The sequence below is a fragment of the Streptomyces sp. URMC 124 genome, assembly GCF_051386455.1.
Taxonomy (GTDB): Bacteria; Actinomycetota; Actinomycetes; order Streptomycetales; family Streptomycetaceae; genus Streptomyces.
In genome coordinates, this window is sequence record NZ_JBPQTS010000073.1 from 1 (window position 1) to 21,449 (window position 21,449).

The 21,449-nt window shown below is 72.8% G+C and carries 17 protein-coding genes; 13 read left to right on the top strand and 4 right to left on the bottom strand.

Annotated features, from left to right (window positions below):
* Positions 1-923: terpene synthase family protein (locus ACSNOG_RS17100; protein WP_436753497.1), on the bottom strand; the 923-nt coding region annotated here is incomplete at its 3' end.
* Positions 924-1,073: 150 nt separating this feature from the next.
* On the bottom strand, positions 1,074-2,036 hold the full coding sequence (locus ACSNOG_RS17105) for a Rieske 2Fe-2S domain-containing protein (RefSeq protein ID WP_436753498.1): 963 nt from the start codon (positions 2,034-2,036) through the stop codon (positions 1,074-1,076).
* A 222-nt stretch (positions 2,037-2,258) separates the two neighbouring features.
* Between ACSNOG_RS17105 and ACSNOG_RS17110 the strand changes: the two genes are divergently transcribed.
* Complete coding sequence (locus ACSNOG_RS17110; RefSeq protein WP_436753499.1) at positions 2,259-3,809, top strand: hypothetical protein; 1,551 nt, start codon at positions 2,259-2,261, stop codon at positions 3,807-3,809.
* Here the strand turns inward: ACSNOG_RS17110 and ACSNOG_RS17115 are convergent.
* A complete protein-coding gene (locus ACSNOG_RS17115) occupies positions 3,742-4,620 on the bottom strand; it encodes an IclR family transcriptional regulator (RefSeq protein ID WP_436753500.1) in 879 nt (292 codons plus the stop codon). The genes ACSNOG_RS17110 and ACSNOG_RS17115 overlap by 68 nt on opposite strands.
* A gap of 18 nt (positions 4,621-4,638) precedes the next feature.
* Entirely contained in the window at positions 4,639-5,979 is a 1,341-nt protein-coding gene (locus ACSNOG_RS17120) for a cytochrome P450 (RefSeq protein WP_436753501.1), read from the bottom strand.
* A gap of 327 nt (positions 5,980-6,306) precedes the next feature.
* On the opposite strand from ACSNOG_RS17120, the gene ACSNOG_RS17125 reads away from it, so the two are divergent.
* From ACSNOG_RS17125 to ACSNOG_RS17180, 12 genes are all read left to right on the top strand, one after another.
* Positions 6,307-7,380, top strand: coding sequence for a chitinase (locus ACSNOG_RS17125; RefSeq protein WP_436753524.1), 1,074 nt, complete (start codon positions 6,307-6,309; stop codon positions 7,378-7,380).
* A 108-nt stretch (positions 7,381-7,488) separates the two neighbouring features.
* Positions 7,489-7,926, top strand: coding sequence for an ester cyclase (locus ACSNOG_RS17130; RefSeq protein WP_436753502.1), 438 nt, complete (start codon positions 7,489-7,491; stop codon positions 7,924-7,926).
* Positions 7,926-8,531, top strand: a complete 606-nt coding sequence (locus ACSNOG_RS17135) for a TetR/AcrR family transcriptional regulator (RefSeq protein ID WP_436753503.1) — start codon at positions 7,926-7,928, stop codon at positions 8,529-8,531. The genes ACSNOG_RS17130 and ACSNOG_RS17135 overlap by 1 nt, the downstream gene beginning before the upstream one ends.
* Positions 8,528-9,547, top strand: coding sequence for an oxidoreductase (locus ACSNOG_RS17140; protein ID WP_436753504.1), 1,020 nt, complete (start codon positions 8,528-8,530; stop codon positions 9,545-9,547). Before ACSNOG_RS17135 ends, ACSNOG_RS17140 begins: the two co-directional genes overlap by 4 nt.
* A gap of 84 nt (positions 9,548-9,631) precedes the next feature.
* A complete protein-coding gene (locus ACSNOG_RS17145; RefSeq protein WP_436753505.1) occupies positions 9,632-12,649 on the top strand; it encodes a BTAD domain-containing putative transcriptional regulator in 3,018 nt (1,005 codons plus the stop codon).
* Positions 12,650-12,818: 169 nt separating this feature from the next.
* Complete coding sequence (locus ACSNOG_RS17150; RefSeq protein ID WP_436753506.1) at positions 12,819-13,796, top strand: L-tyrosine/L-tryptophan isonitrile synthase family protein; 978 nt, start codon at positions 12,819-12,821, stop codon at positions 13,794-13,796.
* 140 nt (positions 13,797-13,936) lie between these two features.
* The gene (locus ACSNOG_RS17155; protein ID WP_436753507.1) at positions 13,937-14,845 is read left to right on the top strand and encodes a TauD/TfdA dioxygenase family protein; all 909 of its coding nucleotides are present in this window, start codon (positions 13,937-13,939) and stop codon (positions 14,843-14,845) included.
* Positions 14,842-16,353, top strand: a complete 1,512-nt coding sequence (locus ACSNOG_RS17160) for a 4-hydroxyphenylacetate 3-hydroxylase family protein (protein ID WP_436753508.1) — start codon at positions 14,842-14,844, stop codon at positions 16,351-16,353. Before ACSNOG_RS17155 ends, ACSNOG_RS17160 begins: the two co-directional genes overlap by 4 nt.
* Position 16,354: 1 nt before the next feature.
* The gene (gene asnB / locus ACSNOG_RS17165; protein ID WP_436753509.1) at positions 16,355-18,223 is read left to right on the top strand and encodes an asparagine synthase (glutamine-hydrolyzing); all 1,869 of its coding nucleotides are present in this window, start codon (positions 16,355-16,357) and stop codon (positions 18,221-18,223) included.
* Complete coding sequence (locus ACSNOG_RS17170) at positions 18,223-19,197, top strand: quinone oxidoreductase family protein (protein ID WP_436753510.1); 975 nt, start codon at positions 18,223-18,225, stop codon at positions 19,195-19,197. The genes asnB and ACSNOG_RS17170 overlap by 1 nt, the downstream gene beginning before the upstream one ends.
* Before the next feature lie 12 nt (positions 19,198-19,209).
* Positions 19,210-20,160: a catechol 1,2-dioxygenase gene (locus ACSNOG_RS17175; RefSeq protein ID WP_436753511.1), complete on the top strand. Its 951-nt coding sequence runs from the start codon at positions 19,210-19,212 to the stop codon at positions 20,158-20,160.
* 34 nt (positions 20,161-20,194) lie between these two features.
* On the top strand, positions 20,195-21,358 hold the full coding sequence (locus ACSNOG_RS17180) for an AAA family ATPase (RefSeq protein WP_436753512.1): 1,164 nt from the start codon (positions 20,195-20,197) through the stop codon (positions 21,356-21,358).
* Positions 21,359-21,449: the final 91 nt, after the last annotated feature.

Below are 21,449 nucleotides of genomic sequence, written 5' to 3' on the forward strand. Positions count from 1 at the left end.
GAGGGGATGGGAGCCGGATCGCGGTGCGCGCCGGTCATCCACGCGCCGGTGTGCCGGCTGGCGGGCAGGGGGCGTTCCTCGTAGCGCGGCGAGATGAGGTGGTACTCGATGTTGCCGCTCAGCCAGGAGCGCAGCCCACGGGTCAGGTGGCCGATGCACTCGCGCTCCTGCGGCGTGACGTCGAGGTCGGCGCAGAGGTCGGGCAGCGCGCGTTCGAGGGCCAGGAAGGAGCGCATGCGCTGGTCAGCCATCGTGACGGCCCGGGCGATGGCCTCCTTCTGAGTGCACCGATACTGGCGCTGGATCAGGGGGACGACGTTGATGTGGTCGTTCCACGAGGCCTCGCGGTGGACGCCGGTGATGTCGTTGACGAGGGCGATGTGGTCGCCCGTGGCACGCTGCATGGCGTGGAGGACGGGGTGCATGACGATGTCGTCGCCCAGCTCGCAGCGGTGCTCGAGGTCGTTGAAGCACATGTTGGCCAGCGAGGCGGTCGACCAGATCCGGTCGTCCAGGTAGTGCTCGACCGTGGGCCAGACACCGTCCCGGCGGTAGACCGCGTCGCGGAGGTAGGAGTCCAGGAAGCGGATGAAGCGGTTCGCGGTGCGACGCTGCCAGCGCACCGACATCCCGTGGTCCTGCGTGCGCCGCCACAGGTCGGACAGGGCCACGGCGAACGGACCCGCTCCGGCGCTCAGCGCGCCGGGGTCATTGGCCGCGAGGATCCGCTTCATCTCGTCGACGGTGTCGTGGATGAGTTCGGGGTCCTGGACTTCGAGGACATCGTCGAGCATGACGCCCCACGTGCCCCAGTCGGTGACCAGGTCCAGCAGGTCGCCGGTGCAGTACCACCAGACGCACGAGCCCCACATGTCCAGCCGGTAGGCGTCCCAGACGGCCGCGGCCTCCGGCGAGGCGGCCATCCCCACCTCCTGGCACCACGCCCGTGTATGGGCGCGGGCGCGTTCGGTATCGGGGCTGATCCGCAGAGGGAGCGGGCAGAAGAACAGATTCGGCCGTCGCATCTGGCGTGCCTCCGTATCACCGGTGGGTCAGGGGGCGCCCGCTGCGGATCAGGGGGTCGCCCCGCTGTAGAACTGACCGGCCCAGCGGCGGTACTCCATGATGGGACCGTCGCCCTTGGCCAGTTTGGGGTGCTGGACATGGGTCTTGTGCCGCCAGATCGGGAAGTCCTTGGCCCCGTCGCGGCTGATCAAGGGGGCGAAGGCCTTGCTCAGCAGCCTGGTCGCCCAGGGCGGCAAGGCGATTCCGGCCGCCTCCTCCACGTTCACGGCGAGCCGCAGCTCGATGCGGCGCGGATCGATGGGGGTCGGCAGGGTCCAGAAGCGCATGTACGTGCGCAGCCCGGGGACGCACGCCCGGACGGCCATCCACCCGAGGCCGCGGACCTGCAGGTCGTAGTGGACCCGGTTGGCCACCAGATAGCCGTTGCGGCGGGCTGCCGCGGGCATCGTCGAGAGGTCGACCTCCATCGTCGTTCCCGTACACCGCATGCGCCGGATCTCGGTGTTCATGCGGTGCACGGTCGGGCCGTGCCCGGTGTCGACGGCGTTCTCCATCACGTCCTGGGGGTGGGCGACCAGGGTCTGCGCGACGTACCCGCCCGGGCCCGTCACCGCCGGCACCGACGCGGGGATCTCCCAGGCCGGCGGCAGCCCCTGGGAGTGGTGCCACACGAGGACGGCGCCGTCGACCTCGCGCACCTGCCGCAGTGCCAGCCGAGCGCGGGGCGGCGGTGCTCCGTACCCCGTCCGCACGCAGGCCCCGTCGGGAGCATAGGCGAAACCGTGGAACGGGCAGAGGATGTCCTCCCCGTCCACCGTGCCACCGTGCCCGAGGTGCGCCCCCAGGTGCGGGCAGAACGGGCGCACGGCTCGCACCAGGCCGGAACGGGTCCGGTACAGCACGATGTCCTCACCCATGAGCCGGCGCGTCAGCACCTTGCCCGCGGGCAGTTCGTCCCGGAACGCCACGGCGAACCAGCCGTCGGGATAGGGAAGCCGAGGAGTCGTCATCAGTCAGACTGTTCCCTGGACAGGAATCAACTGCGGTCGGTTGATCGCTCGTCATGCCGAGAACTGCAGAATGCCGTCGTCACGGCGGCGCGGCAACCTATCGGTTCGCCCAGCGGACCGCTCGCTTGAGAGGAGAGCGGGGCGGGGCGTAGAAGGTGAACCATGACGACAGTCCCGGGCCGGCCGCCTGCCCGCCGAGTCCGAGATGCGGTGGACCGTCTCATGCCGCACCTCGGTGATGTCGGTACCTGCTCGGACAGTTACAACACGGCGTTCGTGGCCCGGGTCCGCTCCCCGGGGGGTTCGCCGCGCTATCCGCGTGCACTGCAGTGGCTGCGGGACCGCCAGCACCCGGACGGCTCCTGGGGCGGGCGGATCGAACTGCCCGCCGACCGGCTCATGTCGACCCTGGCGGCCGTGCGGACGCTCGTCGACTACGCGGACACCTCACCGACCGGCCCGTCCGGCTGGGTGGAGGCGGCCTTGAGGCGAGGGCTCGCGTACCTGCGCTCCTCGGCGGCACGGGGCTTCCCGGGCGGGCCGCACGAACCGATCGGGCTCGAATTCGTCGTGCCGGAGCTGACCCGGCAGCTCCGCGCCCGTGGAGTGCAGCTCCCGGCGCGCGCATGGCCGGAAGTCGGCGCGCTGCGCCGGGAGAAGCTGGCCGCGATGGCCGCCGGCGCAGCGGGGCCGGGTTCCGCGTCGTTGCGGTACTGCATGGAGGTCGCCCCGGCGACGGCGCATGCGGACGCGTCGACCGCGCCCGCCGCGCCCGCCGCGTTGAGCACGCCGGACATGCCGACCGCTAGGGCCGCGCTGCAGTCGCCCGGAGGCTCTGTGGGATGCTCCCCGGCGGCCACGGTGGCCCTGTGGCAGCACACGGGCTCCCCCCGGGCGCTGGCCTACCTCGACGCGCTCTCCCGCCGCTCGGCCGACGGAGGGGCCCCCGAGGTGCACCCGATGGAGGCCTTCGAAATCGGCTGGTCCCTCTACCACCTGGGCCGGGCCGGGCTCCTGCCCTCCCGTGCGAGGCCCCACCTCGGCGCGTTGGCCGACGAGCTCGACGGGCGGGGGTGGGTCGCGTTCAGCAGGGAGTTCCCCGTCCCGGAGGCCGACACCACCGCCATGGCCGTCAACCTGCTGCCGCACACCGGAAGGGACGCCGCACTCTCGCTCGGCCTCCTCCTGCGGTACGAGGCACGCGACCACTTCTTCCACTACCCGGGCGAGCGCGGCGCGTCGGTCAGTGTGAACGCCCGTCTCCTGGAGGCGTTCACCCACGCACCGGTCCGGTACGCACCGCAGCGCCGCAAGCTCCTCCGGTTCCTCTTCGACAGCCGTACGGCAGACGGCTACTGGCTGGACAAGTGGCATGTGTCGCCCTATTACGCCACCGCCCACGTCAGCTTCGCCCTCAGCCGGTCCGTCTCCGCCGCCGCCGGCCTGGCCGCCACCCACCGCTGGCTGATCGGCACTCAGCACGCCGACGGCTCCTGGGGCGTCGACGGCGGGCAGCCGGAGGAGACCGCCTACGCGGTTCTGGCCCTGGGCGCCCTCGCCGCCTGCCGGTTGCCGGTGCCGTCCCGCACGCTTACAGCGGCCCACCGGTACCTCACGCCCTTCCTGGACGCGGCGCCCGGCGACTTCGCCGAACTGTGGCTCGGCAAGTCCCTTTTCACTCCGACGGCGGTCGTGCAGTCGGCCGTCATCGCGGCCACTCATCTTTCCCGGCCCCTCTCCCGGCTTCGTCGGGTTCCCCCTGGCGGCGGCTGACGATCACCCCGTACGCCAGGGGGAGCGGGCCGGTACGCGGCCGGCGCAGCGCGACGGTGAGGGCGAACGCGGTGCGTCGCAGCTCGTCCGCAGCACGGTTCAGCACCAGCCGGCTCTTGCTGTCGCCGATCGTCAGGCCGGCGAGCACCCGGTGGTCCGGCCCCAGGACGGGCGCGGTCACCGTCAGCATGCCGGACGGGCCCTCCTGGCGGCCGACGGCTATGCCGGTGTGGCGGATCACCGCGAGTTCGGCTTCGAGGCCCTCGTGATGCGGCCGGGCCGGGGACTGCGCGTCACGGTCGAAGGCGAGCAGCAGCTTGCCGATGGCGGTGGAATGCACCGGCACCCTTTCGCCGACGCCCGACACCAGGGACTGCAGCCGGCGGCCGTGGAGGCGTTCCACGTACCGCACCTGCCGGCCTTCGTGCACGCCCAGGCCCACGAAGCCGCCCAGGGAGCCGTAGAGGTCGAGGAGGAACGGCATGGCCGTGGCCCGCAGGACGCTCAGCTGGTCGCGCTGGGCGACGCGCGTCGAAGCGAGCTCGGCCAGCCGCTCGCCCGGGACGTACTTGCCGTCCCAGCGGGAGACCATGCCGTGCGCGCACAGCGCCGTCAGTATCCGGTACGTCGTCGCCTTCGGCACGCCCGCCTCCCGGGCGATCTCGCTGAGCCCACGCGGCCGGCCGCCCCGGCACGCCAGCTCCAGGACCCGCAGGGCGCGGCCGACCGCGCTCCTTTCCGGAAGGCCTTCCGCAGCAGGCTCGACGGGCTCGATGCCGGTGGTGCTCCGTGGTTCCCCGCCCTGCGTCATACGGGTCATCCCTACTGATCAAGCGTGGCGAGCGGTGACGCGCATCTGCAGCCCCCGGGGACTCAGCGTCGACTTCGCGGAGGGCCGCAGGGGCCGGTCGGTGAGGCGTACCAGGCGCCAGCGGCCGGTGAGGGTGACCAGCGCCAGGACGGCTTCGGCCATGGCGAAGCGGGCGCCTATGCATTTGCGGGCGCCCGAGCCGAAGGGCAGGTAGGCGGCGCGGTCGGGCTGGACCCCGCGCCACCGGTCGGGGTCGAAGCGGTCCGGATCCTCGTACAGCTCGGGCCGGCGGTGGATGAGGTAGGGGCTGAAGGCGATGGAGGATCCCGCGGGGAGACGGACCCCGCCGAGCTCGGTGTCCTCGGCCACGGACCGGGTGACCAGCCAGGCGGGCGGATAGAGCCGCAGGGTCTCCATGACCACGTGACGGGCCGTCTCCAGGGCGGGCAGGTCCGCGAAACCGGGTGTCGCGCCCGCCAGCGCACGGTCGGCCTCCGCGCGGAGGCGGCTTTCGATCCCGGGGTGCGTGGCCAGGAGGTACAGGGCCCAGGCGAGTGTGTTGGCGGTGGTCTCCGTCCCGGCGAAGAAGAACGTGAGGATCTGGTCGGTGAGTTCGCTGCCGGTGAGCCCGTCCTGACCGGCCGGGCCCTCGGGGGCCCGGGTGCCCTGCAGGGACGACAGCAGATCGCCGTGATCGGCACGGTCGTCGCGCCGGCCGGCGACGACGCCGTCGATGGTGCGCCGGAGGTGGGAGCGGGCCCGGTCGTACCGCTGGTTCGCCCTGCCCGGCAGCCGTTCGAGCAGCGCGGGCCTGATCGCGCGCCAGAGCAGCGTGTCCATCAAGGCGTTGATGTCGGTGATGGCCGCCTGCGCGGCCTGCCGGGAGAGGGCCGTGCTGAACATGGTCTCCACCGCGATCCGTGCGGTCAGCGCCATCATCTCCGTGGTGACGTCGATGACCTGGCCCTCGTGCCAGGACCGGGTGGAGGCTTCCGCGAACGACGCGAAGGCCGGCGCGTAGTGGGGGAGCCGCTCGGAGTGGAACGCCGACTGGCACAGGCGGCGCCGGCGCCGGTGCATGCCGTGCGGGCAGGAGACCAGGCCGTCGCCCACCAGCTCGCGGATGCGGTCGTACAGCGGCCCGCCCTTGTCGAAGACGTGGTCCTCCAGGAGGATCCGGCGGGTCAGTCCGGGGTCGCAGACCATCACCACCGAGCGCGGCCCCATGCGCACCCGCACCAGATCGCCGTGGGCGGGCAGGGACGACAGGAACGCCAGCGGGTCGTGGACGAGAGGCAGCGCATGGCCCAGGAACGGTAGCGATCCCGGTGCCAGAGGAATCGACGCAGCCGTATTCATGCCCACCCCTTCCAGGACGAGCCGTCGGGACGCAGGGACGCGTAGGGATGCCACCAGCATGTTGTCCACCCGGTGCGGCTCGTCAATCCCCGGTCGAGCGGTGCACGGGAGCACATCCGGCGGACGGGAAAGGAGGAGGTGCGCCGCGCACTTCCCGTGCGCGACGCCGCAGCGAAACGGAGGAGGAACCGGGACGGTCGTGACAACCGGCAGTGTTCAGGCCCCGGTTCTGGTCCAGACCTATTGACGGCTCAACGGGTCGGTTTTAGCGTTCGACCCCTTCAGTGACCCGGTGGCGGCAGCCACGGCCCGGAGGGAGCCGAGATGATCGGTCGGACGGCACGTCTGCTGGGAGCCGCCGGGGCCTGCCTGGCAGTGATCCTCGCCGGGCCCGTGCCCCTGCAGGCGCAGGCGCAGGCGCGGACGCACGGCACGACCGCCGCGGAGAGTTGTCCCGTGCAGTCGAAGCCCCCGGGCAAGGTGCTCCAGGGCTACTGGGAGAACTGGGACGGCGCGGCGAACGGCGTGCACCCGCCCTTCGGGTGGGTGCCGATCACCGATGCGCGCGTCCGGGAGCACGGCTACAACGTGATCAACGCCGCCTTTCCCGTGATCCGTTCGGACGGCACGGTCCTGTGGGAGGACGGGATGGACGCGACCGTGAAGGTCGCGACTCCCGCCGAGATGTGCCGGGCCAAGGAGGCCGGGGCCACGCTCCTGATGTCGATCGGCGGCGCGGCGGCGGGCATCGACCTGAGCTCCGGCACGGTCGCCGACCGGTTCGTCGAGACCGTCGTGCCGATCCTCAAGGCGTACAACTTCGACGGCATCGACATCGACATCGAGACCGGCCTCACCGGCAGCGGCAACATCAACACGCTCTCCGCCTCCCAGGCCAACCTCATCCGCATCATCGACGGCGTGCTCGCCCGGATGCCCTCGAACTTCGGCCTCACGATGGCGCCGGAGACGGCCTACGTCACGGGCGGCAGCGTCACATACGGCTCGATCTGGGGCGCGTACCTGCCGATCGTGAAAAAGTACGCCGACAACGGCCGGCTGTGGTGGCTGAACATGCAGTACTACAACGGGAACATGTACGGCTGCTCCGGGGACTCGTACGCCGCCGGGACGGTCAAGGGGTTCACCGCGCAGACGGACTGCCTGAACAAGGGGCTGGTGGTTCAGGGGACGACGATCCGGGTGCCGTACGACAAGCAGGTGCCGGGGCTGCCCGCCCAGCCGGGCGCCGGGGGCGGCTACATGTCCCCTGACCTGGTGAAACAGGCTTGGAACACCTACGGCAACGGGCTGAAGGGGCTCATGACCTGGTCCCTCAACTGGGACGGTTCCCGCGGCTGGACCTTCGGAGACAACGTCAGAAGGCTCCAGGGCCGCTGAGGCGTGGCTTGCTGCCGGTGGCCGTGATCGACTGATCTCCCTCCGCCTCTTGGTTACACCGTACATTCTGTGTACGGTGTAACCAAGATCGCTGATTCGGAGGAACCGATGACCCAGCAGACCGTGGCGCACGCGTTCGCAGCGTTGATGAACAGTCACGACCCCGATGCCGTGGACGGCTTCGTCGCCGAGGACTACATCAACCACAATCCGTATGTGGAGGACGGCCGGGAGGCCAACCGGGATTTCTGGACCCGCTGGTTCGCGGCGTTCCCCGACACCCGGGTGACTTTGGAGGACGTCCTGGTGTCCGGCGACCGGGTGGCCGGCAGGTTCACGTACCGCGCCACGCACCTGGGGTCGCTCCTGGGTGAGCAGCCCACGGGCCGCGAGGTGGAGATGCGGTCGCTGGACATCTGGCGGGTGGCCGACGGCATGGCCGTCGAGCACTGGGACGAGCTCAACACCATCGAGTTCTTCGCCCAGCTGGGCCTGCTCCCGCCGGTGGAGATGCCCGGCGCCCGGCCGGCCGGGGCCGGTCACTGATGGCTTCCTCCGCACAGCAGCCCGAGCCCTCCCCGTCCCGGCAGCGCCGGGACCGCGAACGCGCCGAAGCCCGGGCCACCATCCTCGCCGCCGCCCGCGACCTGGCCCGCACCGAAGGCTGGGAGTCCGTGAGCATGAGGCGGCTGGCCGATCGGATCGGCTACTCCGCCAATTTCGCCTACCGCTACTTCAAAAGCCGCGACGACATCCTGCTCGCCTTCGTCCGGGACGGCTTCGCCCGCCTGGCCGACCGCATGAGCGCGGCGGGCGGCTCGCTGGAAGCCGCCACGGCGGCCTACCTGGACTTCGCGCTGGACGAGCCGGATCTCTACCAGGTGATGTACGGCCTGGGGGGAGTCCGGGTGCCCGCCGAGGCGACCGAGGACGAGGGCGCCGGGGTCGGCGCCGTGATCGCCGGCATCCTCGGGGTCACCGACCCGTACGACGACCGCATCGCCCGGCTCTGGGCCACCGCGCACGGCCTCGCCGCACTGCACGCGACCGGCAAACTGCCCGTGGACCGCGCACACCTGCACAAGCTGCTCTCGGCAAGCGTTGCCGACCTGATCCGCGGCACGTCGAACCCGCGAGGAGCCACGTCATGACCCACGCACCGACGATCGCCGGCCGGTGGACCACCGCCGACATTCCGGACCAGAGCGGCCGCACGGCCATCGTCACCGGCGCCAACAGCGGGCTCGGCTACGTCACCGCACGCGAACTCGCCCGCCGCGGCGCCCGTGTCGTCCTCACCGCACGGAACCCGGAGAAGGGCAGAGCGGCGCTGGACAGGCTCCGCGCCGAACAGCCCGGCACCGCTGTCGAACTGCGCCCGCTCGACCTGGCCGACCTCGACTCCGTCCGCGCCTTCGCCGCTACCGTCGACACTCCCGTGGACCTACTGATCAACAACGCCGGGATCATGATGCCGCCCCGGTCCCTGACCGCGCAGGGGTTCGAGTCCCAGTTCGGCACCAACCATCTCGGCCACTTCGCGCTGACCGGACTGCTGCTCGACAGACTCCGGGCCGGCCGGGATCCACGGGTGGTGACCGTCAGCTCGACCCTGCACAAGAACGGGTCCATCCGCTTCGACGACCTCAACGGCGAACGCTCCTACTCACCCCGCGCGTTCTACGCCCAGTCCAAGTTCGCCAACGTCCTGTTCGGCCTGGAACTGGACCGGCGACTGCGCGCCACCGGCAGCCCGGTGCGCAGCCTCCTTGCCCACCCCGGCTACTCGGCCACGAACCTGCAGTCCACCGGCCCGACCGGGATGCTCAACGCGATCCTCAAGGTCACCAACCGGCTGATGGCCCAGGACGTCGAGACGGGCGCCCTCAACCAGCTCTACGCGGCAGTCGATCCGCGCGCCGAGGGCGGCCAGTTCATCGGACCCGACGGACGCAACGAATCCAAGGGCCACCCCGCACTCGTGCAGCCGGCCGAATCCGCGAAGGACCTCGAGACCGCCGGCCGGCTCTGGGACCTCTCGGAGCGGCTGACCGGATTCCGCTACCGGTTCCCCGCCGGCCCGGGCGATCCCGACGGGGCCGGCACCGTCACCGGCACCGTCGCCGGCGCCGGTAGCGGGAGCGCACCGTCCGGCGTGAAGTTGTAAGCGGAAGATATGACCCCGCGCAGCGCCTATGGTTGTCGGATTCGCCGATGTTCGAATCTTGCACAGCTGAAGGGCGGTCATGCGGTGGTGCTCGCGCGTGTCGAGTTCAAGGTGCTGGGGCCCCTCGCGGCCGTCGCCGACGGCCGCGTTCTCCCGCTCGGAGGGCCGAAGCAGCGGACCCTGCTCGCCATGCTGCTCGTCAACGCCAACACCGCCGTCTCCGCGGACCGGCTGTACGACGCCGTCTGGGGCGAGGCCCCTCCGGCCTCGGCCCAGGCCAACCTCCGCAGCTACGCCGCCGTGCTGCGCAAGGTGCTCGGCCCCGCGCCCGGGGAGGACCGGCTGAGCCAGGGCAACGGCGGATACTGCCTGCGGGTGTTCCCCGGCGAGGTGGACCTGCACCGCTTCGAGGTCCTCGTCGCCCGCGGCCGCGCCGCCCTCGCGGCGGGCGAGCACCGCGAGGCTGCCGACGCCCTGCACGAGGCGCTGGAGCTGTGGCACGGCGGCCCGTTCGAAGGCGTGGCGCACCACGACGTGCTGCTCGGCGAGGCCGCCCGGCTGGAGGAGTCGCGGCTCGCCGCCTTCGAGGACTACGCCGAGGCCCGCCTCGCGCTCGGCGAGCCCCGCGAAGTGGTGGGCCTCCTGCGGGCGGAAACGGCCCGCCACCCGCTGCGCGAGTCGCTGTGGGCCAAGCTGATGACCGCGCAGTACCGCTGTCACCACCCGGGCGACGCCCTGCAGTCCTACGCCCTCGCCCGCACCGCCCTGCGCGACGAACTCGGCATCGAGCCCGGCGACGAGCTCCGCAGGCTGCACCACGCCGTCCTCACCCGGGACCCGGAGCTGGGCGCGCCCCCGCCCCCCGCGCCCGCACAACCGGCGCGCCCCGCCGACCTCTGGCAGCCCACCGTCCAAGTCCCCTCCGACGACGCCGACTTCGTGGGACGAAGACAGCTGATCGACCGCGTGGCCACCTTGCTCGGACCCCGCTCCGAGCGGCCCCGCAGCACGCCCTGCGCCGTCCCCGTCGCGATCCTCACCGGCCTCCCCGGCGTCGGCAAGACCGCCCTGGCCACCCGCCTCGCCCACCACCTGCGCAACGAGTTCCCCGACGGCCGGCTGTTCCTGCACCTGGACGGCACACGCGGCCCCCAGCGCCCGCCCGGCGCGATCCTCGCGGACCTGCTGCTCAGCCTCGGCGTCGCCGGGTCCTCCATCCCCGAGACGACGGAGGACCGGGCGGCGCTCTACCGCTCCCTGCTGGCCGACCGCAAGGTGCTCGTGCTCCTCGACGACGCGCGCGACGAGGCCCAGATCCGCCTGCTGCTGCCCGGAACACCGGGAAGCGCGGCCCTGGTCACCAGCCGGGCGCGACTGGCCGGGCTGACGGACGCGCACCTGATCGACGTCGACCCCTTCGACGACGAGGAGTCGCAGGACCTGCTGCGGCGCATCGTCGGCCCGCGGCGGCTCGCGGCGGAGCCGGAGGCGACCGGGCGGATCCTCGCCGCCTGCGCCGGGCTGCCCCTGGCGCTGCGCGTGGTGGCGGCGCGGCTCGCCGGCCGCCCCGACTGGCAGGTCCGCCGGCTCGCCGACCGCCTCGCCGACGAGCGCGGCGTGCTCGCGGAACTCACCGTGGGGGACCTGGCCGTGCGTACGTGCGTCGCCGCCAGCTACCACGGCCTGGCGCCCGACGCCGCCCGCGCCTTCCGTGCCGTCGGGCTGCTCCCCTCGCCCGAGTTCCCCGGCTGGGCGCTCTCCGCCCTGCTCGACGCCGACGGCGGCGCGGCCGACCCCGAAGGCAGCCCCGCGGAAGGGTCCCTCGCGGGTCGTCCCTGCACCTCCGCCGTCCTGGCGGCCGACCGCGCCACCGACGCGCTCATCGACGCCAACCTCGTCCAGATCGAGTCGACGGGCGCGCACGGCCGGCCGCGCTACCGCATGCACGACCTCCTGCACGCCTACGCGGCCGAGCGCGCCGAAGCCGACGAGCCCCGCTCGTGGCGCCGGGCCGCGGTCGGCCGCGTCCTGGACGGCTGGCTCGCGCGCGTGCGCACGGCCGGGGACCAGCTCATCCGGCGGGGCACCGGCGGGCACCGCCCCGGTGAGGCGTGCGACCTCGTCGGATGGCTGGAGAGCGAGCGGACGAACCTCGTCGCCGCGGTCGCCTTCGCCGCGGGCTGCGGCTACGGCCCGCAGACCGCCGGGCTCGCCGCCGCGCTGGAGGACGTGTGCCACCTGAGGAACTGGTGGGACGAGTGGGAGCAGGTCGCCCGGGCCGCACTCGACCGCGCCACGGCGGACGGCGACCCCGTCGCCGCCGCCCTCGCCCAGGGCTCCCTCGCCCGGGCCTGCGCCGTCCGGGGCCGGGTCGACGACGCGACGACCCGCTACGCCACCGCCATCGAACAGCTGGACGCCCTGGGCGAGGAGCACCACGCCGCCCGCCTGCGGATCCACCGCAGCTTCGCCGTCGCCGACCGCGGCATGGCCGGGCTCGCCCACGACGACGCCGCCTCCGCCGCGGCCGTGATGAACCGGCTGGGCGACAAGCACGGCCAGGTCATGGCCCTGCGCAGCCTGGGCTTCGCGCTCGTCTGCCAGCAGCGCGAGGCCGAAGCCGTCGACGCCCTCGAACCGGCGGTGGCGGCCGCGGAGCGCCTCGGCCACCCGCTCGCTCTCGCCGACGTCCTGCAGCTGCTCGCCTGGGCGGAGATCGGCCACGGCCGCGGCGAACGGGCCGCCCGCCACCTGCACCGGGCCCTGGCCGAGTACCGGGCCGTGCGGCACCGGCCCGGCGAGGCGTACGCGCTGCTGGCCTTGGGGCGGATGCACACCGAGCTCGGCGGGCCCGGCCAGGCCGCGTGGGCGCTCGCCCCCCTCGACGGGGCCGCGGCCGTCTTCGCCGAGCTCGGCGAACGCCGGGGCGAGGCGCTCACCGCCCTGTGGCTGGGCAGCACCCACGCCGCGCTCGGCGACACCGGCCGGGCGCTGAGCCACCTCACCACCGCACTGACCGGGTTCCGCAGCCTGCGCATGCCCTTCTGGGCCGAGCGCGCGCAGCGCGAGATCGACGACGTCACGCGGCACGCGGCGCCCTGACCACGGCCACCCACGCGTCCCCCCTCACGCCCGTGCGGGGCTTGCTCGCCGTCGCGGCGGGGGCCCGGCGTGCGGCACCGCCGGGGCCTGCGCCTCTCTTGTGCGCTTCTCATGCGCCTTTCATGCGCTCGCCCACCACGGTGGTGCGCAGTCCACGAAGGGAGGCGCGGTGTCCGAACTCGCCGCACCCGATATCGAACCGGCCGTCATCGCAGTCGTCCGGGAGATCCTGTCCCACCAGCGCAGAATGCGTGAGGGCGGATGCACCGGACGGATCTGCCCGCGCTGCGTCAGGCATCACCTGGACGCGGTGCGCAGCGCCATGGAGGCGGGCCGGCGCATCGAATTCGTCCTCCCGGCCTTCCCGACGAAGTCCCCGAACCCGGCCAAGGTGCTCGGCCCGCTGCCGGACCTGGCCGAGGAACTCGCCCTGCGCTTCCTGAACTCGCTGTGCGAGCGCATCGGCGCGCTCTACCCGCCGGGAGCCGCCATCCTCATCTGCTCCGACGGACGGGTCTTCAACGACCTGCTCGGCGTGAGCGACGAGGACGTCACCGCCTACGCCCGCGCGCTCGACGCCATGATCACGAGGATCGGCGCCACCCGCCTCGAACAGTTCAGCCTCGACGACGTCTACGGCGGCGCCGGGCACGAGGACATGCGCGCCATGCTCTCCGCCGGCCACGCCCCGACGCTGGAGGAACTGCGCGAGGAGGTGCGCGCCGGGGGCGCCCCGCTCTCCATGTACCGGGGCATCACCCGCTTCATGCTGGAGGACCTGTCCGGTCCCGGCCACACCGGAACCCGCTCCGCCCTGCAGCGGAAGTGCCGCGACCTCGCGTACCGCGTCATCCAGCGCAGCAGGGCGTGGGGAAACCTGCTGGACCGGCTCTACCCCACGGCGATCCGGCTGTCCATCCACCCGCAGCCCTGCAGCACTGGGAAGATCGGCATCCTGCTCGCCGACACCCCCGACACCTGGCTGACGCCCTGGCACAGCGTCGCCGTCGCCTCCGGCGGGCGCTTCACCCTCATGAAGCGCGCGGAGGCGGAGGAGGCCGGCGCCGAACTGGTCTTCGCGGCGGGACGCCCCAGCCACTACGTGCTGGAACCGGCCGTCGAGCCCGCCGTCCGCGTCTGCGCGTAGCAGCCGCCACCGCGCCTAACAGCCGCCCCCGCGTCCAACAGCCGCGCCCGCGCGTCACCGCCGGGCCCGCCCGTAACCACCACCCGGCCCACCGGGCGCATCCCCCCTCATTCACCTCTCACCCCCACAGGAGAGCCCCCATGACGACCGCTGAGCACGACGCAGCCGACGCAGCCGACGCGACCGACGCAGCCGCGGCCGAGGCCGTCCTCACCGACCTCCGCTACGGCGTCGCACCGATCGAACCCTTCGGCCTGGCGATCCGGGCGCTGGAGCCCGGCCTGCACGTCCGGGACCTGCCCGTCGCACCGCTGCGCTCCCTCGTCCGCGAGCACCACCTCGTGCTGCTGCGCGACTTCGACTCCTTCGCCGGCCCGGAGGAGCTCTCCGCCTACTGCGAGCGCTGGGGCGAGCCCAGCGTGTGGCCCTTCGGCACCGTGCTCGAACTCGTCGAGCAGGAGCAGCCCGTGGACCACATCTTCGACTCCAGCTACATGCCGATGCACTGGGACGGCATGTACCGCGAGCAGATCCCGGAGTTCCAGGTCTTCCAGTGCGTGCTCGCCCCCGGGGCGGAGAACGGCGGCGAGACGACCTTCTCGCACACCACCGCCGTGCTGGAGCGCACCGACCCGCAGACCGTCGCCCGGTGGTCGCGGGTGACCGGCACGTACCACCGGGCGATGGAGTTCTACGACAGCGTCACCGTCTCGCCGGTCGTGACGACCCACCCCGTCCACGGCGCCCCGGTCATCCGCTACAACGAGCCCACCGCCGCGGACGACGACGGCTTCGTCAACCACCCCGACCTGCAGTTCACGGGCCTGCCCGACGACGGGATCGCCGAGGCGCACCGCAGCCTGCGCGCCGCGCTGTACGACCCGGCGCACTTCTACGCCCACAGCTGGCGGACGGGCGACATGGTCTTCGCCGACAACTACACGCTGCTGCACGGCCGGAACGCCTTCACCAGCGGTGCACCCCGGCACCTGCGCCGCGTCCAGGTGCTCGGCACCCCGGCGCTCGACAACCCGGGGCTGGTCCGATGACCGTCCCCAACGCCCTCATGACGGGCGACGAGTACCTGGAGAGCCTGCGCGACGGCCGCCAGGTCTACCTGGACGGGGAGCGCGTCAAGGACGTCACCCGCCACCCCGCCTTCCGCAACTCCGCCCTGTCGGTGGCCCGCCTCTACGACGCCCTGCACGACCCGGCCACCTCCGGCGTCCTCACCGGCGTCGACGAGGCCACCGGCATCCGCACCCACAAGTTCTTCAAGCCCAGCCGCTCGGCGGCCGAGCTGGTGGAGGCCCGGGAAGCCGTCGCCACGTGGGCGAGGACGAGCTACGGCTTCCTCGGGCGCACCCCTGAGTACAAGGCCTCCTTCATGGCCGGCCTGGGAGTCAACGCCGACTACTACGGCCCGTATGCCGCCAACGCCACCGCCTGGTACGAGGAGTTCGCCCGCAAGGCGCTCTACCTCAACCACGTCATCATCAACCCGCCCGTGGACCGCAAGCGGGCGATCCACGACATGGAGGACGTCTACGTGCACGCGGTGCGCGAGACGGACGCCGGGGTCGTGGTCAGCGGGGCGAAGATGCTCGCGACGGGATCGGCGATCACCAACGCGGGCTTCGTCGCGCCCGTCGGATCGGCGGCCCTCGCACCCGGCAAGGCGGAGGCCTTCGCCCTGGTCTTCTTCGTCCGCATGGACAACCCCGGGGTGAAGCTCGTCAGCCGCACCCCGTACGCGAAGGCCGGAACGAGCCCGTTCGACGCTCCGCTCAGCAGCCGCTTCGACGAGAACGACGCCGTGCTCCTGCTGGACGAGGCGCTGATCCCCTGGGAGGACGTCCTCGTCCACCGCGACATCGAGCGCGCCACCGGCTTCTACGCCGCCTCCGGCTTCCCCAACCTCTACAACTTCCAGTCCGGCGTCCGCCTGAGCGTCAAGCTGGAGCTGATGGCCGGGCTGCTCTCCCGCGGCACCCGGGCCAACGGCACCGACGCCTTCCGGGGCGTCCAGGCGGCCGTCGGCGAGATCATCACCATGCGCGACATGGTGTGGGCGCTCACCTCGGCCATGGCGTACGACCCGGAGCCGGGCAGCGGCGGCACGGTCGTCCCCCGGCTGGAGCACGCCTCCGCGATGCGCATGTACAACGCCCAGGTCTGGGACCGGGTCCACGAGCTCTTCGAGACCACCCTCGGCGGCGCGCCCCTCGCCGTGCCCTCCAGCGCCCGCGACCTCGCCAACCCCGAACTGAGGCCGCTGATCGACCGCTTCTACCGGGGCTCCGACACCACCGCCGAAGACCGGATCAAGCTCCTCAAGCTGGTCTGGGACGCGATCGGCACCGAGTTCGGCGGCCGCCACGAGCTGTACGAGCGCAACTATTCCGGCAACGGCGAGCAGGTCCGCCTCGACGCGCTGCGCTGGGCGACCCAGCGCGGCAGCCTCGCCCGCTACGAAGCCCTCGTCCAGGACTGCCTCGACGACTACGACCTCGGCGGCTGGCGCCGCGGCCCCTGGACCGAAAGCGACGGTGTGTGACATGTGCGGCATCACCGGGTGGGTCGACTTCACCCGCGACCTCACCTACGAGCACCGGGCCGTCACGGCCATGACCGCCACCCTGGCCGCCCGGGGGCCCGACGCCGCAGGCGTCTGGCTGGACACCCACGCCGCGCTGGGCCACCGCCGGCTGTCCGTCATCGACCTCGAACACGGCGCGCAGCCCATGCGCACCCCCGAGCGGGGCCCCGGCGACCGGCCCCGCGCCGTCCTCTCCTACGGCGGCGAGATCTACAACTTCCGCGAGCTGCGCGAGGAACTCGCCCTCCTCGGGCACCGGTTCACCACCCGCAGCGACACCGAGGTGGCCCTGCGCGCCTACCTCCAGTGGGGCGCGGACTTCGTCCACCGCCTCAACGGCATGTACGCGATCGCCGTCTGGGACACCGCCCGCGAGGAGCTGCTGCTTGTCCGCGACCGGCTCGGTGTCAAGCCGCTCTTCTACTACCCGACCGACGGCGGCGTCCTCTTCGGCTCCGAGCCCAAGGCCGTCCTCGCCAACCCCCTCGCGGAGGCCGCCGCCGGCCCCGAGGAGCTGTGCGACGCGCTGCTGTTCCTGCGCACCCCCGGCCGGGTGCCCTTCCGGGGGATGCACGAGGTCAAACCGGGCCACCTGCTGCGCGTCGGCCGCTCCGGCGCCACCGAGGAGCGCTACTGGGCCCTGGAGGCCCGGCCGCACGCCGACGACCTGCCCACCACCGTGGCCACCGTCCGCGAGCTGCTCGACGACATCGTCCCCCGGCAGATGGTCGCGGACGTGCCGCTGGTCTCGCTGCTGTCGGGAGGGCTGGACTCCAGCACGGTCACCGCGCTGGCCGCCCGGGCCCGCGCCGCCGACGGCGAACGCCTCGCCACCTTCTCCGTGGACTTCACCGGCCACACCGAGAACTTCCGGGCCGACGCCATCCGTCCCACCCCCGACGGGCCGTACGCCCTCGAAGTCGCCCGGCACGTCGGCAGCGACCACCACATGATCACCCTGGACCGGGCGCGGCTCCTCGACCCGGCCGTCCGCAAGACCGTCCTCGGCGCCTGGGACCTGCCGTTCAACTTCGCGGACCTGGACGTCTCCCTCCACCTGCTCTTCACCGCCGTCCGCGAGCACGCGACCGTGGCGCTGTCCGGGGAGGGCGCCGACGAGGTCTTCGGCGGCTACCTGTGGTTCTCCGACCCGCAAGCGCGGAAGGCCGAGACCTTCCCCTGGCTCAGGCTGGGCGCCCACCGCGGCCTCGACCCCCGCTCGCTGTTCCACCCGTGGTTCGTGGACGGCATCGACCTCGCCGAGTACGAGGCCGATCTCTACCGCACGGCGCTGGCCGAAGTCCCCGTCCTGGAAGGGGAGAGTGCCGAGGAGCGACGCACCCGCGAGCTCGGCCACCTCACCCTCACCCGCTGGCTGCCCATCCTGCTCGACAAGAAGGACCGCATGGGCATGGCCGCCGGCCTGGAGGGCCGGGTGCCGTTCTGCGACCACCGCCTGGTCGAGTACGTCTTCAACGTCCCCTGGGAGATGAAGTCCTTCGGCGGCGAGGAGAAGGCCCTGCTGCGCGCGGCCGCCGCCGACCTGCTGCCGGAGCCGGTGCTCCGCCGCAAGAAGGCCGCCTACCCCTCGATCCAGGACCCCGCCTACGACCGCGCCCTCATCACCGGACTCGCTGCCGCGGCGGGCGAGGCGGACGCGCCGCTCGGCCCCTTCCTCGACGGCGACGCGGTACGGCGGGTGACCGCCAGGACCGCCGGCGGCAGCCTCTCCGAGTTCGAACGGATCCTCGTGGAGTCCACCGTCCGGATGGACGACTGGCTGCGCACGTACGACGTCACGCTGACCGATGTGAAGGGAACGCACTGATGCACGCCATCGAGATCCGGCAGACCGGCGGTCCCGAAGTCCAGCTCTACGTGGAGAAGCCCGACCCCGGGCAGCCCGGCGAGGGCCACATCCTCGTCGAACTGGCCGCCGCCGGCGTGAACTTCATCGACCTCTACCGGCGCGAGGGCCGCTACCCGCTGCCCGTGCCCTGCGTGCCCGGCGAGGAGGGCTCCGGGGTCGTCCTGGCCGCCGGCCCCGGCGTCACCCGCTTCGCGCCCGGCGACCGCGTCGCCTGGACCACCGTGCTCGGCAGCTACGCCGAACGCGTCCTCGTGCCCGAGGACAAGGCCATCGTCGTACCCGACGCCATCGACCTTCCGACGGCCGGCGGCGTCCTCGTCCACGGCATGACCGCCCACTTCCTCGCCCACGACTCCTACCCCGCCCGCGAGGGCGAGACGGTGCTCGTCCACGCCGCCGCCGGCGGTGTCGGCCTGCTGCTCACCCAGATGCTCAAGCAGCGCGGCGTCCGCGTCATCGGCACGGTCTCCACCGAGGAGAAGGAGCGCATCGCCCGCGCCAACGGCTCCGACGAAGTCATCCGCTCCACCGAGACCGGCGACCTGGCCGCCGAAGTCCGCGCGCTCACGGGCGGCGAAGGCGTCCACGCGGTCTACGACGGCGTCGGCGCCGCCACCTTCGACGCGAGCCTCGCCTCGCTGCGCACCCGCGGCACGCTGGTCCTCTTCGGGGGCGCGAGCGGCGCCGTGCCGCCCGTGGACGTGATGCGGCTGCTGTGGGGCGGCTCGCTGACCCTGACCCGGCCCTACCTGGAGCACTTCCGGGCCACCGCCGAGGAGTTCGAGCGGCGGGCGGGCGCGGTGTTCGGGGGCATCGCCGACGGCACGCTGACGTTCACCGTCGCGGGCACGTACCCCCTCGCCGAGGCGCACCGCGCGCACACCGACCTGGCCTCCCGCCGCACCTCCGGAAAGCTCCTCCTCGTCCCGTAAAGGAGACCGCCCATGGGCTGCATCACCGGCGCGGGCCTGCTCTCGCACGCACCCGTCATCATGTTCCCCGAGTCCGCCCGGACCGAGGCCAACGGAGGCAGCGACTTCACCCTCGCCACCGGCCTGGAACAGCTCCGGCGCGAGGTGTTCGACCCGGCGGAAGGCCCGCTGGAGTACGACACCGTCGTGGTCTTCGACTCCCACTGGGCGACGACGACCGAGGCGGTCGTCACCGCCCACCCGCGCCGTACGGGCCTGTTCACCTCGGACGAGATGCCCGCCGCGATCAGCGGGCTCCCGTACGACCTGCCCGGCGACCCGGAGCTGGCCCGTGCGGTCGCCGCCCTGGCGGAGGAGAGGCAGGTGTGGATCGCCGCCAACGACGACCCGCACCTGCCGGTCCACTACGCGACGCTCAACCTCTGGACGTACCTCGGCCGGGGCGCGGGCGGAGCGGCCGGCAAGCCCTGGGTGTCGGTCTCCGTGTGCCAGACGGCGACCACCGAGGACTTCCTCAGGATCGGCGCGACCGTGGGGGAGGCGGTCGGCGGCCTCGACCGCAAAGTGCTGCTGCTCGCCTCGAGCGGCCTCTCCCACCGCTTCTGGCCCCTGGCCGAACTGCGCAACCGCATGGCCGGGGACCCTGCCAACATCGTCACCGCCGAGGCCCGGGCGGCGGACGAACAGCGGATCGCGTGGCTGGAGGCGGGCCGGCACGACCAGGTGATCCGGACCATGCCGGAGTACCTGCGGCATGCGCCCGAAGGGCGCTTCGGCCACTACCTGATGCTGGCGGGCGCGCTGGGAGGCGAGGCGTGCGCGGCGCGCGGCCGCCGCTTCGGCCGCTACGAGAACGGGATCGGGACCGGCCAGGTCCACCTCTGGTTCGGCCTGCCGCCGGCGGGGGCGCAGGGGCGCGGTTCCCGCGTTCCCGGGCGATGTCAGTCCCCCTTGGCAGACTGAGGGAAAGGTCCACCGATATGCGCCGCGAGGTCCGATGCTCACCACTGTCGCCGTCGAGAACTACCGGTCCCTGCGCCGGCTGATCGTCCCCCTGGGCCGGCTCAACGTGATCACCGGGGCGAACGCCACCGGCAAGTCCAGCCTCTACCGGGCCCTGCGCCTCCTCGCGGACTCGGCGCGCGGAGGTGCCGTCGCGGCGCTGGCCCGCGAGGGCGGGCTGGCCTCCACGCTGTGGGCGGGGGAGCGCAAGGGCGGCGGCCGTTCCCCGGCCGCCGCCCTGCGGCTCGGCTTCGCCGGCGACGAATTCGGCTACGCGGTCGACTTCGGGCACCCGATACCGGCCTCCGGGAGCGGCGGCGCGCCGTCGATGTTCAACCTGGACCCCGAGATCAAGCGGGAGTGCACCTGGGCCGGGCCCGTGCTGCGCCCGGCCGCCCTGCTCTCCGACCGCTCCGGGCCCGCCGTGCGCACCCGCACGGCGAACGGCACCTGGCACGACGCGGTCAACGCCCTCCGCCCCTACGACAGCATGCTCAGCGAGCTCGCCGACCCGCAGCTCGCCCCCGACCTGCTGCGGCTGCGCGAGCACATGCGCTCCTGGCGGTTCTACGACCACGTGCGCACCGACGCGAACGCCCCCGCCCGCAGCGCCCGGACCGGCACCCGCACCCCGGTGCTCGGCCACGACGGCGCCGACCTTGCGGCCGCCCTGCAGACCATCCGCGAGACCGGCGACCACGCGGCCCTGGACGCCGCCGTGGACGCGGCGTTCCCCGGCAGCAGCGTGGAGATCGTCAGCGAGGGAGGCCGGTTCGAGCTGAAGCTGTACCAGCGCGGTCTGCTGCGCCCCCTCGGCGCGGCCGAGCTCTCCGACGGCACCTTGCGCTACCTGCTGTGGACCGCGGCGCTGCTCACCCCGCGCCCGCCCGCGCTGCTCGTCCTCAACGAGCCGGAGTCCAGCCTCCACCCGGACTTGCTGCCCCCGCTGGTCGATCTGATCCTGACCGCGACGAGGGACACCCAGATCGTGGTGGTCACCCACGCCCCGGAGCTGGCCGGGGCCCTCCGCTCCGGCGCCGCGCGCCACCGGCTGGACGTCAACGAGATCGCCCTGGTCAAGGACGCCCTCGGGCAGACGGACGTAGCGGGCCGCGAGAGCATGCTCGACGAGCCGCTGTGGCACTGGCCCAAGCGCTGACGCTCCGCCAGGTGCCGTACGGGGCCGGGCGGGCGGCCCGGCCGGGGTGGGCGGCCGCTGTCAGTCCCCGAAGCTAGAATGCGGCGTTTGT

Bases quoted from the DNA above. Each gene is read 5' to 3' on its own strand.
- ACSNOG_RS17105 (WP_436753498.1), bottom strand. From the start codon at position 2,036: ATGACGACTCCTCGGCTTCCCTATCCCGACGGCTGGTTCGCCGTGGCG.
- ACSNOG_RS17110 (WP_436753499.1), top strand. From the start codon at position 2,259: ATGCCGCACCTCGGTGATGTCGGTACCTGCTCGGACAGTTACAACACG.
- ACSNOG_RS17115 (WP_436753500.1), bottom strand. From the start codon at position 4,620: ATGACGCAGGGCGGGGAACCACGGAGCACCACCGGCATCGAGCCCGTC.
- ACSNOG_RS17120 (WP_436753501.1), bottom strand. From the start codon at position 5,979: ATGAATACGGCTGCGTCGATTCCTCTGGCACCGGGATCGCTACCGTTC.
- ACSNOG_RS17130 (WP_436753502.1), top strand. From the start codon at position 7,489: ATGACCCAGCAGACCGTGGCGCACGCGTTCGCAGCGTTGATGAACAGT.
- ACSNOG_RS17135 (WP_436753503.1), top strand. From the start codon at position 7,926: ATGGCTTCCTCCGCACAGCAGCCCGAGCCCTCCCCGTCCCGGCAGCGC.
- ACSNOG_RS17140 (WP_436753504.1), top strand. From the start codon at position 8,528: ATGACCCACGCACCGACGATCGCCGGCCGGTGGACCACCGCCGACATT.
- ACSNOG_RS17155 (WP_436753507.1), top strand. From the start codon at position 13,937: ATGACGACCGCTGAGCACGACGCAGCCGACGCAGCCGACGCGACCGAC.
- ACSNOG_RS17160 (WP_436753508.1), top strand. From the start codon at position 14,842: ATGACCGTCCCCAACGCCCTCATGACGGGCGACGAGTACCTGGAGAGC.
- asnB (WP_436753509.1), top strand. From the start codon at position 16,355: ATGTGCGGCATCACCGGGTGGGTCGACTTCACCCGCGACCTCACCTAC.
- ACSNOG_RS17170 (WP_436753510.1), top strand. From the start codon at position 18,223: ATGCACGCCATCGAGATCCGGCAGACCGGCGGTCCCGAAGTCCAGCTC.
- ACSNOG_RS17175 (WP_436753511.1), top strand. From the start codon at position 19,210: ATGGGCTGCATCACCGGCGCGGGCCTGCTCTCGCACGCACCCGTCATC.
- ACSNOG_RS17180 (WP_436753512.1), top strand. From the start codon at position 20,195: ATGCTCACCACTGTCGCCGTCGAGAACTACCGGTCCCTGCGCCGGCTG.